The organism is Mixta gaviniae (assembly GCF_002953195.1).
GTDB classification, from domain to species: Bacteria; Pseudomonadota; Gammaproteobacteria; order Enterobacterales; family Enterobacteriaceae; genus Mixta; species Mixta gaviniae.
Genome location: NZ_CP026377.1, coordinates 720,758 through 734,357, shown reverse-complemented (window position 1 = coordinate 734,357; position 13,600 = coordinate 720,758). Strand labels below are relative to the sequence as shown.

The 13,600-nt window shown below is 61.0% G+C and carries 14 protein-coding genes; 3 read left to right on the top strand and 11 right to left on the bottom strand.

Annotated features, from left to right (window positions below; all coding sequences use genetic code 11):
* Positions 1 to 22: 22 nt before the first annotated feature.
* The 9 genes from C2E15_RS03360 to C2E15_RS03320 form a co-directional block, all read right to left on the bottom strand.
* The gene (locus C2E15_RS03360; protein WP_245912342.1) at positions 23 to 667 is read right to left on the bottom strand and encodes an RcnB family protein; all 645 of its coding nucleotides are present in this window, start codon (positions 665 to 667) and stop codon (positions 23 to 25) included.
* A 171-nt stretch (positions 668 to 838) separates the two neighbouring features.
* Complete coding sequence (locus C2E15_RS03355) at positions 839 to 1,606, bottom strand: class I SAM-dependent methyltransferase (protein ID WP_104956126.1); 768 nt, start codon at positions 1,604 to 1,606, stop codon at positions 839 to 841.
* Positions 1,607 to 1,708: 102 nt separating this feature from the next.
* Positions 1,709 to 2,719 carry an SIS domain-containing protein gene (locus C2E15_RS03350; protein WP_167391824.1) on the bottom strand — a complete coding sequence of 337 codons (1,011 nt, stop codon included), beginning with the start codon at positions 2,717 to 2,719 and terminating at the stop codon, positions 1,709 to 1,711.
* Positions 2,720 to 2,739: 20 nt separating this feature from the next.
* A complete protein-coding gene (locus C2E15_RS03345) occupies positions 2,740 to 3,801 on the bottom strand; it encodes an SIS domain-containing protein (RefSeq protein ID WP_104956124.1) in 1,062 nt (353 codons plus the stop codon).
* 10 nt (positions 3,802 to 3,811) lie between these two features.
* Positions 3,812 to 4,648 carry a PTS system mannose/fructose/sorbose family transporter subunit IID gene (locus C2E15_RS03340; RefSeq protein WP_425438027.1) on the bottom strand — a complete coding sequence of 279 codons (837 nt, stop codon included), beginning with the start codon at positions 4,646 to 4,648 and terminating at the stop codon, positions 3,812 to 3,814.
* A complete protein-coding gene (locus C2E15_RS03335) occupies positions 4,629 to 5,405 on the bottom strand; it encodes a PTS mannose/fructose/sorbose/N-acetylgalactosamine transporter subunit IIC (RefSeq protein WP_104956123.1) in 777 nt (258 codons plus the stop codon). Before C2E15_RS03335 ends, C2E15_RS03340 begins: the two co-directional genes overlap by 20 nt.
* A gap of 14 nt (positions 5,406 to 5,419) precedes the next feature.
* The gene (locus tag C2E15_RS03330) at positions 5,420 to 5,890 is read right to left on the bottom strand and encodes a PTS sugar transporter subunit IIB (RefSeq protein ID WP_104956122.1); all 471 of its coding nucleotides are present in this window, start codon (positions 5,888 to 5,890) and stop codon (positions 5,420 to 5,422) included.
* A gap of 15 nt (positions 5,891 to 5,905) precedes the next feature.
* Positions 5,906 to 6,328: a PTS sugar transporter subunit IIA gene (locus tag C2E15_RS03325; RefSeq protein ID WP_104956121.1), complete on the bottom strand. Its 423-nt coding sequence runs from the start codon at positions 6,326 to 6,328 to the stop codon at positions 5,906 to 5,908.
* An 89-nt stretch (positions 6,329 to 6,417) separates the two neighbouring features.
* Positions 6,418 to 9,180 (bottom strand): sigma-54-dependent transcriptional regulator, encoded by a 2,763-nt coding sequence (locus C2E15_RS03320; protein WP_104959062.1) that lies wholly within the window; start codon positions 9,178 to 9,180, stop codon positions 6,418 to 6,420.
* 193 nt (positions 9,181 to 9,373) lie between these two features.
* Here C2E15_RS03320 and C2E15_RS03315 point away from each other — a divergent pair, with 193 nt between their 5' ends.
* From C2E15_RS03315 to C2E15_RS03305, 3 genes are all read left to right on the top strand, one after another.
* Positions 9,374 to 10,429, top strand: a complete 1,056-nt coding sequence (locus C2E15_RS03315) for a lytic transglycosylase domain-containing protein (RefSeq protein ID WP_104956120.1) — start codon at positions 9,374 to 9,376, stop codon at positions 10,427 to 10,429.
* A gap of 200 nt (positions 10,430 to 10,629) precedes the next feature.
* Positions 10,630 to 11,250: a TetR/AcrR family transcriptional regulator gene (locus C2E15_RS03310; protein ID WP_104956119.1), complete on the top strand. Its 621-nt coding sequence runs from the start codon at positions 10,630 to 10,632 to the stop codon at positions 11,248 to 11,250.
* Positions 11,247 to 11,432 carry a hypothetical protein gene (locus C2E15_RS03305; protein ID WP_104956118.1) on the top strand — a complete coding sequence of 62 codons (186 nt, stop codon included), beginning with the start codon at positions 11,247 to 11,249 and terminating at the stop codon, positions 11,430 to 11,432. The genes C2E15_RS03310 and C2E15_RS03305 overlap by 4 nt, the downstream gene beginning before the upstream one ends.
* A gap of 90 nt (positions 11,433 to 11,522) precedes the next feature.
* On the opposite strand, the gene C2E15_RS03300 is transcribed toward C2E15_RS03305, so the two are convergent.
* Both C2E15_RS03300 and C2E15_RS03295 read right to left on the bottom strand, forming a co-directional pair.
* A complete protein-coding gene (locus C2E15_RS03300; RefSeq protein WP_245912341.1) occupies positions 11,523 to 12,530 on the bottom strand; it encodes a hypothetical protein in 1,008 nt (335 codons plus the stop codon).
* An 83-nt stretch (positions 12,531 to 12,613) separates the two neighbouring features.
* Entirely contained in the window at positions 12,614 to 13,429 is an 816-nt protein-coding gene (locus tag C2E15_RS03295) for a hypothetical protein (RefSeq protein ID WP_104956117.1), read from the bottom strand.
* Positions 13,430 to 13,600: the final 171 nt, after the last annotated feature.

The window sequence follows — 13,600 nt, the reverse complement described above, 5'->3', positions numbered from 1 at the left end:
CTGCCCGGTTTAATGTCAGGCGTTAGTGAAAGAAAATATCGCCCGATTTCGCCTTCACGATTTTCCCTTCGCCGTTCGTAATCAGCACGTAGTTGCCGCCCATATAGGTCCAGTGGCTGTCAGCCTCTGGCGCGGGCAGATGGCGTTTCTGCCACTCGGTGATCTCATAGGTTTTGCTGCGGTATTTTTCCGGCACCGCGTCGCCAATGCTGTAGCGCCGGGCATCGCTGAAGAATTCGGTCACTTCGTACGGCTCTTTCGGCTGCTGCGCCTGCGCGGCGTCCGGCGCATTTTGCGTCACATCCGGCGCCGTTTCGGTCTGCGGGCGGGTTTGCGTCGGATCCTGCGGCACGGCGCTTTCCGGGGCACCCGGAGTTTGATTCTGCGTCGGGTCTTGCTGGCCCGGCGTCTGCGGCACCGGCTGCGCCGGATTGCCCTGGGTTTGCGGCACCGGCTGCGCCGGATTGCCCTGGGTTTGCGGCGCCGGCTGCGCCGGATTACCCTGGGTCTGCGGCGCCGGCTGCCCCGGGTTGCCCTGGATCTGCGCCGGGCTTTCCTGCGTTTGCGTCTGGTCCGTAGCCTGCTCGCCTTCCGCATGGGCGACAGAAGTCAATGCCAACGCGCTAATCAATGCGCCTGAAAAGAAAATTTTAGTTGTGTTACGCATGGTTTCTCCTGTTATCCCTGCCCCGCCGTTACGGGCGCTTATTCTAGTGACAACAAATTAACCCTGGTTACGCCAACATTCTCAACATTTATTGTGAACTTTATTGTCATTCGCGACAGAATAACGGCGATGCCAACAGACGGAACGCAGCGGCGCGGCAACCCTGCCGTTTTAGCTTTTGCGTGAACAGCAGACGATATAGTTCATCTGCCGCCGCTGGGCGCGGAAATAGCGGAACATGCCGAGGAAACGTCGCCGGTTTTCCCGGCACTTCAGCCCGTTAAAGATAATTTTCAGCGTCCGCAGCACGCCCTCATCTTTTAACATGCCGCGCGGCGACATTAACGTCATCGGCCCGTGATGCGTCGCGACCTGCGTAAAGCCGGTTTGATAAAACAGCGCCTGCCAGTCGGGCAGCGTCATCGGACTCACGTTCGATTTCACCACCTGCTGCAGCTGCGCATCCGCCTGCGCCTCCAGCTCGCCGCGCGTCAGCATAATATCGTGCGTCAGCAAACAGCCGCCGGGCTTCAGCACGCGATAATATTCGCGCACCAGCCGCTGCTTCGCCTTATCGGCATACATGGTCAGCATCGCTTCGTTGATCACCACGTCAAAGCTATTGTCGGGAAAAGGGAGATGGTGGGCGTTAGCTTCGCCGATCTGGATGCGCCCGGCGAACCCGGCCGCCTCGACATTCTCCTGTGCCTTGCGCAGCGCCTGCTTATCCATATCCACGGCATGCACCCGGCAGCCGAAGCGGGAAACCAGCTCGATAGCGGTGGTGCCCATATTGCAGGCGATCTCCAGTACCTGGCTCTGTTGGGTGAAGCCGGCCTGCGCGAACAGCCATTCCGTCGCTTGCGCGCCGCCGGGACGCAGCCGGGTTTTGCCCAGGCTCGCCAGAAAAGTGTGTCCTGCTTTATTACTGTCAGACATGATCGCCTCGCCCCCTGAATAAGATGCATCTATTATGCAAGTTAAAAGGCGCGAAGTTAAGGCGGAAGCCGCCCTCTCCGCCAGCAGAGAGGGCGGAGAGCATTAATATTCAAACTGACGGTAGTAGCGGCGGATATTCAGGTCGTGGCCGGTATATTTTTCGAAGTGCGCTGCCAGCCGATCCACCAGCAGCGTGGAGGCAACGCAGGGCGCCATAATCCAGCGGAACGCCTCATCGATGCCGCTCAGACGGTAGTCGCGCGGATCGATCACGACCACGTGATCGCTGATTTTACGGGCGAACGCCTCCACGCGATCGTCCAGCGCGCGGCATTTGCCCTCGCCTTTCACCAGGAACAGCGGCACCTCTTTTTCCAGCAGCTCCAGCGTGCCGTGGAAAAACTCCGCCGAGCTGACCGATTTGGTGCGCTTCCACTGCATCTCCTCCAGAATGCACATCGAGAAGAGGTAGACTTCGCCCCACATTTCCGCCCCGCCAATCCACATCATATAGTCACGGGCATGGTAGTCGCGGGCGATGGCGTCGGCGCGATCGTTAAAGTCGCGCTTGGCCTGCAGCAGGTTTTCCGGCAGCTGCTCCAGCTGGCTGGCGAAGCGGTCATAGTCGGCGAATTCGCCGTTCAGCGCCACCAGCCGGAAGAACAGCCAGTAGAGCAGCATATATTCAAACTCGACGCCGTTCTTATGGCGCATCGGAATATGCCAGCTGGCCGCGGCGGCCAGCGGCGAATCGGCGTTTTTGGTGATGGCGACGACACGAATGTCCCGCGCCCGACACCATTCAGCAATCGCTACCGACTCTTTGGTATCGCCCGATTTCGACAGGGTGATCACCACCGAATCGCGCGTCAGCTTTTTATTGCCTTTAGCGATCAACTCCGCCGCCTGCTCCACGTAGACCGGCAGCGCGGTACACTCTTTAGCGAACTCGTTGATGGCCATCATCGGCGCCAGCGAGCCGCCGACCGAGGCGAAAAAGAGGTTGCTGAAGCCCGCCTGGTGAATAGTTTCCGCCACCTGTTCGGCGATGTTGCGCGCAGCGATGATCTCACGCGTACTGGTCAGGTACTCGTCCTGATTAAAACCCAACATATTCTTTCTCCTGAGGAAGATTAGATTTTGCTTTGCAGCACCTTGTCGAAATCGTCAAAAATCCGCACGCTCAAATCGATACCCTTTAGCGCGGCGACGCGCCAGGCCATGATCTGCACCGGTACAATCAGCAGCAGTGGCGCAAGCAGCGGATCGAGAGGAAAACCGAGCGCCAGCGTCTGCTCATCGCCCTGCTCCTGCGCGCTGAGGGTCAGCGCGGCCCGGACATGCGGGCGCATATAGTCGCGTAGCGCCGCGCTGCGTTGATTGGGTGCGTCTTCGATAAACAGCAGCAGATGGCTGGCATTCGCTTCCAGATAGGGGCCGTGCATATAGGCCTCCAGCTCAAAGCCGCTGGAGGGGCTGCGCACGGTTTCGGTGAACTTGGTTTCGAACTCCTTCGCCACGCCGGCCAGCGCGCCGTAGCCGATGGCGACATAGCGCGGCGCCTGCGCCAGCAGCGCCTGATGGCGATCGATAAACGCGTCGGTACGGCGCATCGTCTCCGGCAGATGACGCGTCAGCGCGCGCAGCGATAACAGCAGACTCTCCCGCTGCGCGGCGTCGATTTCGCCCTGCGCCTCGCCGACCATTAGCGCCATTAGCAGCAGGTTCAGCACCGTGGCGCTGAAGCCGAAGGTCACGAACCCCACCGGCTCAATGCCGCAGTTGATATCCAGCAGCGCGTCCGCCTCTTGCGCCAGCGGACTATACGGGTTTGCGGTCAGGCAGTAGACCGGCTGACCCGCCGCCTGCGCCTTGCGCTGCGCCTGCAGCGTGGAGTGGCTTTTTCCGCTCTGCGACAGGGCGATAACCCAGTCCGCCTGCGTGTCCGGCCGCTCGTAGTGGGTAAAAGGATACGGCTCTTTAATCTCTACCTGCACTCCGGCCCACTGGCTGAAAGCGAAGGCGGCGCACTGGGCGGCGTTCAGCGACGAGCCGGTGGCGAGGATCAGCAGACGCCGCACCGGCCCCTGCGCCAGCCGCTGCCGTACCGGCGCCAGCGTGGTGTGATGCTTATCCAGAATGCGCGCCAGGATTTCCGGCTCGCTTTCAATACAGTGCCTCATGGTGATCGTCATGCTTTTCTCCTCAGAACAGACCGATCCAGGACCCCAGGATGCCGACCACCGCCATCCCGCCAATAATCGCCAGCGGCTGCACCTTTTTTCCCAGCAGCCAGTAGACAATGCCGAAGCTCAGCAGCGGCAGCAGACAGGGCATAATGTCGTTGATGATCGACTGCACCTCGGTTTTCGCCTCGCCGGTGCCGAAGGTAATGGGGATGGTGATATTGATCATCGAGGCGGTCATCGCGCCGACCACCATCAGGCCGATAATCGACGCGCCGTAGGTGACGCTCTCCATCATGCCGCTCTGCTGAATGCGCTGCAGCACGCCGGTGCCCAGCACGTAGCCCCAGCGGGTAAACAGCCAGCGCACCAGAATGTGCGGTATGTTGAAAATCAGCACAAACAGGATCGGCCCGAGAATATTGCCCTTCAGCGCCAGGCTGGTGCCGATGCCGGTGGCGATCAGCCGCAGCGTGCCCCAGAAAAACGAATCTCCCAGCCCGGCCAACGGCCCCATCAACGACGCCTTAACGTTATCGATCGAGGCGCTGTCCATGCCGCCGCCGCTGCGGTTTTTCTCCTCCATCGCCGCAGTGATGCCGAGGATCAGCGTCACGATATGCGGCGTGGTGTTGAAGAACACCAGGTGACGCTTCAGCGCGCTGACCAGCTCCTCATGGCGCGTATAGAGCTTTTTCAGCACCGGCATCAGCGCGTAGACAAAAGCCAGATTCATCTGCCGCTCATAGTTCCAGGAGAACTCCATCTGGAACGAGCGCCAGAACACGCGGCGCAGATCGCGCGGGGTGATGGTCGGCGCCGGCGCTTTTTCGCTGTCAGAAATCATCTTCGTCATCTTCTACTCCCTGCGCCGTCGTGGCGCGTTGCACAGGCTGATGGGTCACATTGACCATCACCACCGCGGCGATGGCACCGAGGATGGCGATGCCGGTCACCGGGATTTTCAGGTAGGCCATCAGTGCGAAGCCGAGGAAAAACCACGGCGCCACTTTTTTATTGATCAGCAGCCGCGCCAGCATGGCGAAGCCGAGCGCCGGAATAATGCCGGTCGCCACGCTCAGGCCGTGTTTGATAAATTCGGGAATGGCGTCGAGCAGGCTTTTCACCGCGCCGCTGCCCACCAGGAACGAAACGGTAACGATGGTCGCCAGCATCAGCGACAGGCCAAACCCCGCCAGCAGGTGCATGCGTTCAATGCCGCCGGTGTCGCCCCGCTCCGCATAAGCGTCCGCCTTATGGCTGAGCGTGGGGATCAGCAGCCCCAGCCAGACGTTTTTCAACACCAGCGTCAGGGTGGCGATCGGCAGACCGAGCAGCAGCGCCGTCTCGGTGCCGGCGCCGGAGGTGATGGCGAAGGCAACGCCGAGAATGCCGCCGGTTACCACATCGGGCGGAATCGAGGCGCCGACCGAAAACGATCCGATAAACGCCAGCTCCAGCGTCGCGCCCATGATCACCCCGGTTTGCACGTCGCCCAGCACCAGCCCGGTCAGCAGGCCGGTGACGATGGGCCGCGAGAGCAGCGAGGTGCCGAGCGCATATTCGGACTGGGCGATAAACGCCACCAGCCCCAGCAGAAGTGCCTCTGTCATGATGACTCCCCGCGCTACAGCGCCTCGGTAAACAGCTGTTTGCGATCGCCCGGCACCTGGCGGATCTCAACCTCTGTGCCCGCCTGCGTCAGTTCCTGCAGCAGCGCGATCTCTTCCGGCAGCACGTTAATCGCCTTCGAAATATTGCGGCTGCCTTCGCGCGCCTTGATGCCGCCAAGGTTAATGCTGACGATCTGCGGCACCGCCGAGGCCAGCCGCCAGGCGTCCGCCACCGATTCGACGACGATAAACAGCTTGTACTTATCGGTGACGCCGCTTTTGATCGCCTCGATAGCGTCGTCGATGCTTTTGATCACCAGCTTCACCGCCGGCGGCTTCGCCAGCTTGATCGTGGTTTTGCGCAGGTCGTCGTTGGGCACGCTGTCGTTGGCGATCAGAATGCAGTCAGCGCCGATATATTGCGTCCAGGAAAAGGCCACCTGGCCGTGCAGCAGTCGGTGATCGACTCGTAAGAGCTTTATCATTGTTATCCTCCTCGCTCAGAAATCTTTGTCGGCGCAGTGGGCGCCGCTGATGGTCTGGTTGCAGTACTGCATGCCTTCACGAGCGTTGGTCAGCGCCTCGTGGATAAGCTGAAGCGCGGGCTCATCCGGCGGCGCAATCAACATCTCAATCACCAGCGGCAGGTTTAACCCGGCCAGCAGGTGAAAATCGGGTCGATGGAGATAGCGGATAAATTCGTTGTTTACGCTGCCGGCGAAGATGTCGGTAATAACAATCAGCTCATCCTGCGGCGTAAAGGCGGCCATCAGGCTGTCGACCTGATGGGTTAAATCTTCGTTTTCATCCACGTAGGCGCACAGCGTATGCAGCTGCGGCTGGGTGCCCAGTATTAACTCGACGGAATGACGGATGCCGGCGGCGAAGGTGCCGTGGCTGGCAAAAATGTAGTGACGTTTCATCCTGACCTCATCAAGCGTTTCCACCCAAAGAGAAAAGCAACCGGCGTGCCAGAAATAGTGGCGCGCCGGAAGGGAAACGGCAGAGCGGATTAAAACTCTTGATCTGACGGGATAAATTCGGTCTGGCGATGCAGAATATCGTGGATGTAATGCAGCTCGGCGTCGGGGATTTTGACACTGTAGCTGGCCTCAATGACACTAAGCGCCTCGCGCAGCGGGTTCAGCTGCCGCGACGGACGCTGCGGCCCACCGTAACGCTGGATCGCCGCCTGGCGGATCAGCCGCTCTATCAGGCAGCTGATATGAATATAGAGCGCCACTTTGCGGTCATTGGCCAGCTGCAATCCGGCAAGGTGCTGATAGCGCAGCAAAAACTGTTCGACCTGATTGATCACCTTGCCGGTATCCAGAATGGTTACCGACGCGATCACCCGCCGCAGCGAGAAGTTTTTCACTATCTGATTATTGATCTCCTCAACCTGCGCCGCGCTGGCCAGCCCGCCGAGCAGGGTATTTAGCGCCGCGCTGCCCTGGCCGGCAATCAGCGACTCCAGTGAAATCCACGGCACCGGCAGGCCGGGATCGAGCGTGCCGACCACCGCCAACACCTCATAACGCGCCAGCAGCGAGGCACGCTTCGTCTCATCCGTCAGGCTGTCGTCGTCGCAGGCGACCATCTCAATCGCCAGCGCCTCCGGAATGCTCGCCTTCAGCAGCGCGCTCAGATTGCTGGCGGCGCCCAACCCGGTGGCGCAGGCGGTGATAATGGCGCGCGGCTTACTGCTCTGCGGCCAGATCAGCTGATGCTCAATCGGGAGATCGGCGGCCACTTCACTGACGATCGCCTCCGGGTAGTCGCCGCGCAGGATACGTTCGCCAACGTAGAGCGCCATACGCGTCGAAACGTTGCTGATGATCGCCACCGGCGTGGTGATACGGCGCTGGAAGTGCTGATGGATCAGGTTCAGCGAGCCCATATCCACCAGAATGACCAGCCCGGACGCCAGCGCGTTGCGCTCGATATAGTTCATCACCTCGCTGGCGATCGCTTCCGGCGTCACGTCCAGCGGCATATCGAATGATTCAAACAGGTTACTTTTCAGCAGGCGGTTCGCCACGTTGGCGATGCTGCTGGCGGTGGCGTAGCCGTGGGCGAGGATCACCGCGCGCGTCACCTGCGTCTGGCTCAACGCGCCGCTTTTCTGCAGCCAGAGGATCAGCAGCAGCGCGTCGATGCGCTGCGGCTGCAGGTCGAGCTTGTGGGTCACCGCCGACAACACCTCGTGGCAGAAGCGGCAGAGCAGCGGATAGCGCTGCTCCAGCGCCTGTGAGAGCTGGCGCATCAGTTCCGTATTGAGCCGCGCGGGCGTTTCAGCCGCACGCTGCAGCAGATAGTGACTCAGGGCGTAGATGCAGTTGCCGTTGAACTGCAGGCCGAAGCGCTTCTCCAGCCGATAGAACTCTTCGCGTACCTGGCTGCTGGTCAGCAGCAGCATTGAGGAGGCCTCCCGATCGCGGTTATCGAAAATCAGCCGATCGAACAGCAACTCAATCTCGCCGCCCATGCGCTTTTCCATCTCCTCCCATGCCATCAGCCCGCCGCGCCAGCGCGCAAACAGCGCCAGCACGCCGAGCTGCGTCTGCTGGATCAGCTGACGTGCGCCGTTCTGCTGCTGCCGCAGCCAGTCCGGCGAGGCGGCGCGATCGATCAACAGCGGCTCATCCGACGCATGCGGCTCGCTCAGCGCCGGCAGCTGCGCCATGACCGCCTCCGGCAGATCGTGCAGCGTCACCTCAAGGGTCGCCTCGCCGCGCTGCCGCGCCCAGGCGGAGGCAACGCTGTATTTCACCGCGTTTTTCATTTCGCCGACGTTGCCGCGCCAAACCGTGTTCTCCAGCGCCGCCGCCAGCCGCGGGCTGAGACACAGGTTACCGCCCACCCGCTGTGCCTCGCGCCAGAAAAACTGCCGCATCAGCGCCTGCTTCTCCTGCCGGCTGCGGCTTTCCAGATCGGGCAGCGTCACCTGAATGGGAATACGGCGCATAAAGGTGGTGAGAAAGGTACTGTGCGCCTCCTCTGTGGTGGCGAAAATCAGCCGTGCCTGTACCTGCTGGCCGCGCGCCGTTTCGCCGACGCGGAAGATCTCCTTACGATCGAGCCAGGTGAACAGCTTCTCCTGCCCTTCGGCGTTGAGACGGTGAACCTCATCGAGAAAGAGTATGCCGCCCTGCGCCGCCTCGAAGGCGCCCGCCCGATCGCTGATCGCGCCGGTAAACGCCCCTTTCACATAGCCAAACAGGTTGGCGGCCAGCAGCTCGGGATTGCTGGCGTACTGGGCGCAGTTGAAGTTGATAAAGGGCGCGTCGGGCGCGATAACCTGCTGCGCGATGGCGTACTCATGCAGCAGCTGCGCCATATAGCTTTTGCCGGTGCCGCTGTCGCCGGTAATCAGCAGCGGCAACCCGCCGTCAGGATAAAACAGCGCGGTTTTCAGCTGCTCGATCGGTTTTTTCAGGCTGCCGTCATGGCCGATCAGCAGCGCGAAATGGTCAGCGGCGGGCGCCCGCTCCCCCTCCTCCGCCAGCAGTTCATCGACGCTGCCGTATTCGCTGCGCGACAGCGGAAAAAACTGCTGTTCAAAGCTGCCCTTATGCAGAAAGCAGACCGGACGGGTGTTGATTTTTATCAGCTGTCCCCCGGCGACCAGCTGATTGAGATAGTGGCTGGCGGTGTTGCGCTGCATGGCGAAGCGCTGCGCCAGCCAGCTGGCGGTAAAGACCTCGCTGAGGTGGTGCGGGTCGAAAAAATCGGTCTGATTAAGCAGAAAGTTCAGCAATTTATCTTTGCGCATCATCGTTTTCCCCGGTTTACATCAGGCAGCTATGATGCCGCGAAGTCGCCGATGCGCGCGTGCGTCGTGTCGGGGAATTGCCGTTTTGTGGCATGCCGCACAGATTGTTGCGCTGTGGGCGCCGGGCGGCAGGAACCCTTTGCGCGCCGGCGCCACTTAACAGACTGACCCCACACGCGATAAGGACCCGAACATGATCACACTACCTGGTGGGCTTAGCCCCCTGCAAACGCTGCCGCCGCCCGATCTGAGCAACCTGAGCGATAAAAACCCGCTGGCGACCGGCGGCGGCCCCCTCACCTCCGGCACCATGAGTTCGCCGATCGATTTCGGCCAGAGCGGCGGCGGCGGTACCGATCTCGCGTCACTGCTCAGCCAGAGCGGCGGCAATCCGCAGCAGGCGGTGAGTAGCGCTATCGACCAGACGCTGGCCCAGCTGATTAGCGCGCTGATTTCATCGCTGATGCCGCTGCTCCAGCAGCTTGCCGGACAGCAGAACGGCGGCCAGCAAAATGCACAGGGTACCGGCGGCGGTGCGCCGCAGAACCTGTTTGCCTCGCCTGATGGCGGCCAGAGCGGAGGGATGCCGAACGGGCCGGCCGACGGCGCGGCCAGCCCAACGGGCGGTGCAACCCATCCGACCGGCGGCATAACCAGCCCAACGGGCGGCGCGACCCATCCGACCGGCGGCATAACCAGCCCAACGGGCGGCGCGACCCATCCGGTTAGCGGCGCGGGCCAGAACCTCGCCGCGCCATCCGGCGGCAGCGGGCTGCATCTGCCGGAAGCGTTGAAGCCGTATGAAGGCGCTATCCAGAATGCGGCGCAGAAAACCGGCGTGCCGGGCGAAATACTGGCGGCGCAAATCTGGCAGGAGTCGCGCGGCAACCTGGGCGCCGCCACGGTTAACGGCGGCAACGGCCTGCAGGATAGCGGCCTGATGCAGGTTAATAGCAATACCTTCGCCGATCTGCAGAGCAAAAACCCCGATCTGCTGGGACCAAACGCCAACGCCAACCATCCGGCGGATAACATTATGGCGGGCGCGCTCTATATGAAAGAGCAGCTGAACAACTTCGACGGCAATATGGGCGCGGCGTTGCGCGCCTATAACTCCGGGCCACTTAACGTCAACGTGAACGATTTAAGCGATATCTCCAAAACCGGCACCGGCGACGCCACCTATGTCAACAAGGTGATGAACTTCGCCTCCACTATCAGCAGCGGTCAGGGCACTCTGCCCGCCTGATCCTCTCCTCCCTGCGCTGCGGCGCGGGGAGGCTATCCCGTTTTCCCTTCGCATCCTCAAAACTCCGCCAAACAAGATCGGTGCCCTGTGTGATGCACATACGCTTGCGGATGCTGTTTTACGGGTGTAAATTGATTTGTAGATTAACCATTCTACAATATGATTTACCCAGACCACCCGCGGCACAGGGATAAAGAAAAATGAAAAAGCACCCCGGCAGGCCAAGAGAGTTCGATCCTGAAGCGTTCCTGAAAACAGCCCTGACGGTGTTCTGGAATAAAGGGTACAAAGCGACCTCATTAGGCGATTTAATGGCCGCCTCTGGCCTGGCCAGCGCCAGCATTTACCGGCTTTATCCTGATAAGAAATCCATTTTCCTCGCGGCGCTGAGCCAGTATATGGAGGAAGGCCTGGCGCGTATGACTAAACGCGCGCGCGCGTTGCCGCCGGAAAAAGCGCTCTATGAAACACTCGACTATTGCGCGCTGCTCTCTACGGGCGAATCAGGGACGCGCGGCTGTTTTACGCTGCGCGCCGCCAGCGAACTGCTGCCGACAGATGCCGAGGTCAGCGATAAAATTAACTATATGTTTAACGGTATCAAAGAGAGGCTGATCGATATTCTTTCGCAGGGGCAGCGGCAGCAGGTTTTCAGAAGCGACATCAGCGCGGAGACCATGGCGGAAAGCATTTTTATGATGCTGGAAGGCATGCGTATTTACGGCAAAGTGAATCCCGATTTACAGCGTCTGCAAGCCTCTAACCAGTTTATTATGCAAAGCGTGATGTTGCCGCAGGCCGCTGGCGGAGAAAAAAGATGACTTTCGCGCCCGGTATGCTGGTCAGGCAGCGAAACAGCCGCATCCTTCTGGTCGTCACTGACGTGACCGCGGAAGGCGTGATCTGCGTCTGGTATGCGGGTGGCCAGAGACGGCAAAAAACCTGTCGCGCGGAGGCGCTACTGCTGGTCGACGCGGCGGATAGCTACCGAAGTTTTACCTGAACGATACGGGTGATAAAAGCGCCTTCCGCGCCGCGCCCATAAAAAAGTCCCTGCGCCGCTGGTGCAGGGACCTGGATTGCACCCGTTGCATTATGAAAAAGGCGGCGGGTCTTTCTTGTTTTTACCGCTGTTCTCCAGCGCGATGGAGATCGTATCGGTGGCCGCCGTCACCGCCCAGCCGACCGGCCCGCGCGCCAGCCCCATTGCGCCCTCGGCCAGTCCTTTAAAGCCGCCGCTGAACACATCGCCCAGGGTGCGCGCCTCGCCGATATTGTTGAACACCGGCGCCAGGATCGACTTCAGAATAGGGATATTGGACAGTACGCGGCCAATCTCGCCCATCCCCCACTGGAAGTTATCCTTGTTGGTGCCATCTTTGCGCACGTGCGTATCCCTGGTCTGCGGCAGGTTGCCATCCGCAGGCAGCGCGCTCAGTCCTTTTTCAGCGATATCCTTCAACACGCCCGCTTCGGTGCCGTGACGGGCGTCGCCATCTTTAGTGATCCCTTCGATTTTTCCGTTGTTATGCACATCGCCGCGGCTTTCGCCGTCACGATCGTTCAGCCCCTTCACGCTGTTCAACACGCAGGACATGTTGTAGGCGGCGTCGGCGCGGCTTTTCGGATCGGGGTTATCGGCGGTCCAGTCGCCGAAGCGCTCCTTCAGCTGATCGCGCTTGATATCCTTCTGATTACCCAGGTTTTTCAGTACCGGGTTTTCGTCGAGGATCTGCTCCGCGCTGCGGTTGTCGCCCGGCGGACGGCCGGTCAGGTTCTCCTCCGTCGGCCTGACGCTGGTATCATGCTCGCTGGCGCGCACCTGGCCGCTGCCCGCGCCGCTGTTCTGGGCGGTAAGCGGCGTAAGGTTTTGCAGCATCTCACCGGGCGTCGCCGCCTGGCCGGTCTGCTCTCCACCCGCCAGGTTCTGCATCAACGACTGCAGCCCTGCCAGCATCATCAGGCTTTGCAACAGCCCGCCCTGCTGCCCGCCACCCGCCTGCAGCGCATCGCCGGAAGCGTCGCCCAGCAGCGGCGCGTTTGCCGCGGCGCCGCCGTAGTTCAGCACGCCGCTGTTTTTTAGCGCTGGCTGTTCAGCCACGCTGGCCAGCAGCGCGCCGGCCGGGGGCGCGGGCCTGTCGGGTAAAAGGGGGGCAGCGCCCCCTCCATTAACGTTTAGCGCCATTACTTCACGCCTCCGTTATTCTGCGAACCTCCGCCCAGCAGCGACATCAGCGCGTTCAGGCCGCTCATCTGCATCACGGAATTCAGCAGGTTACCCAGCATATTGCCGCCGCCGGATTGCGCATTGCTCTGGCCGCCATTACCGCTCTGCGCGCCATTACCGTTCTGCGCGCTCGCGCCGCCGCCCTGCTGCATGCCGGTCAGCTGCTGCATCAGTTGCATCATCTGCTGCATCATCTGCATAACCTGCTGCATCATGCCGTTGATGCCGCCCTGATTACCCTGCGCCGCCTGATTGCCGGCCGGCTGCTGCTGTTGCTGGCTCGCCTGCTGCAGCGGATTCTGACCGCCGCCTTTCAGCATCTGCTGCAGGCCAATCAACATCAGCAGCTGTTGCAGCATCTGGCCAACGCCACCGCTTTTGCCGCCCGGTGAGAGCAGGCCGCCGCTCTGATTACCGCCTTGCGTATGGGCCGACAGCAGGTTGTTGCCCACGCTGCCGGTCGCGCCGCTGCCGCCGGTAATTCCGCCGCCGCCAGTGATCCCACCGCCGCCGAGCAGGCTCAGCGCGCCGCCGCCAGCGTTCAGACCAAAGTCGAGCAGGTTGCCGCCCAGTTTGCCGCCTTTGCCGTTTTTGCCGTCCACGCCCTGGCCGTTGTTAAAGCTGGTACTGTTATTGGTATTGCCGCCGGGCGTGGTGGTATTGGTGCGCGGTCCGTTCGGACCGATATCCTGACGCCCTTTGCCGGATAAATCTGGTGGTGGCATGGTTGTTTTGCCGCCGCCGCCGCCGAAACCGCCAATTTTAAATCCCATACATCCTCCGGTTAAACGTTACGTTTATGAATGAATTGAGCTTTCCAGACCCGGCCTGCGCGCCGACTGTCGGGATTTTTCGCGACCTCGCAGGCTCTGACTCGCTTTGTATGTGGCGCAGGGGGGATGGGAGTTCCATTTCGGTGCAAATTAGATGTGCGGCAGCCCACA

Excerpts from the sequence above, each read along its gene's own strand:
- C2E15_RS03360 (WP_245912342.1), bottom strand. The coding sequence starts at position 667 with ATGCGTAACACAACTAAAATTTTCTTTTCAGGCGCATTGATTAGCGCG.
- C2E15_RS03355 (WP_104956126.1), bottom strand. The coding sequence starts at position 1,606 with ATGTCTGACAGTAATAAAGCAGGACACACTTTTCTGGCGAGCCTGGGC.
- C2E15_RS03350 (WP_167391824.1), bottom strand. The coding sequence starts at position 2,719 with ATGTTGGGTTTTAATCAGGACGAGTACCTGACCAGTACGCGTGAGATC.
- C2E15_RS03345 (WP_104956124.1), bottom strand. The coding sequence starts at position 3,801 with ATGACGATCACCATGAGGCACTGTATTGAAAGCGAGCCGGAAATCCTG.
- C2E15_RS03340 (WP_425438027.1), bottom strand. The coding sequence starts at position 4,648 with ATGACGAAGATGATTTCTGACAGCGAAAAAGCGCCGGCGCCGACCATC.
- C2E15_RS03335 (WP_104956123.1), bottom strand. The coding sequence starts at position 5,405 with ATGACAGAGGCACTTCTGCTGGGGCTGGTGGCGTTTATCGCCCAGTCC.
- C2E15_RS03330 (WP_104956122.1), bottom strand. The coding sequence starts at position 5,890 with ATGATAAAGCTCTTACGAGTCGATCACCGACTGCTGCACGGCCAGGTG.
- C2E15_RS03325 (WP_104956121.1), bottom strand. The coding sequence starts at position 6,328 with ATGAAACGTCACTACATTTTTGCCAGCCACGGCACCTTCGCCGCCGGC.
- C2E15_RS03320 (WP_104959062.1), bottom strand. The coding sequence starts at position 9,180 with ATGCGCAAAGATAAATTGCTGAACTTTCTGCTTAATCAGACCGATTTT.
- C2E15_RS03315 (WP_104956120.1), top strand. The coding sequence starts at position 9,374 with ATGATCACACTACCTGGTGGGCTTAGCCCCCTGCAAACGCTGCCGCCG.
- C2E15_RS03310 (WP_104956119.1), top strand. The coding sequence starts at position 10,630 with ATGAAAAAGCACCCCGGCAGGCCAAGAGAGTTCGATCCTGAAGCGTTC.
- C2E15_RS03305 (WP_104956118.1), top strand. The coding sequence starts at position 11,247 with ATGACTTTCGCGCCCGGTATGCTGGTCAGGCAGCGAAACAGCCGCATC.
- C2E15_RS03295 (WP_104956117.1), bottom strand. The coding sequence starts at position 13,429 with ATGGGATTTAAAATTGGCGGTTTCGGCGGCGGCGGCGGCAAAACAACC.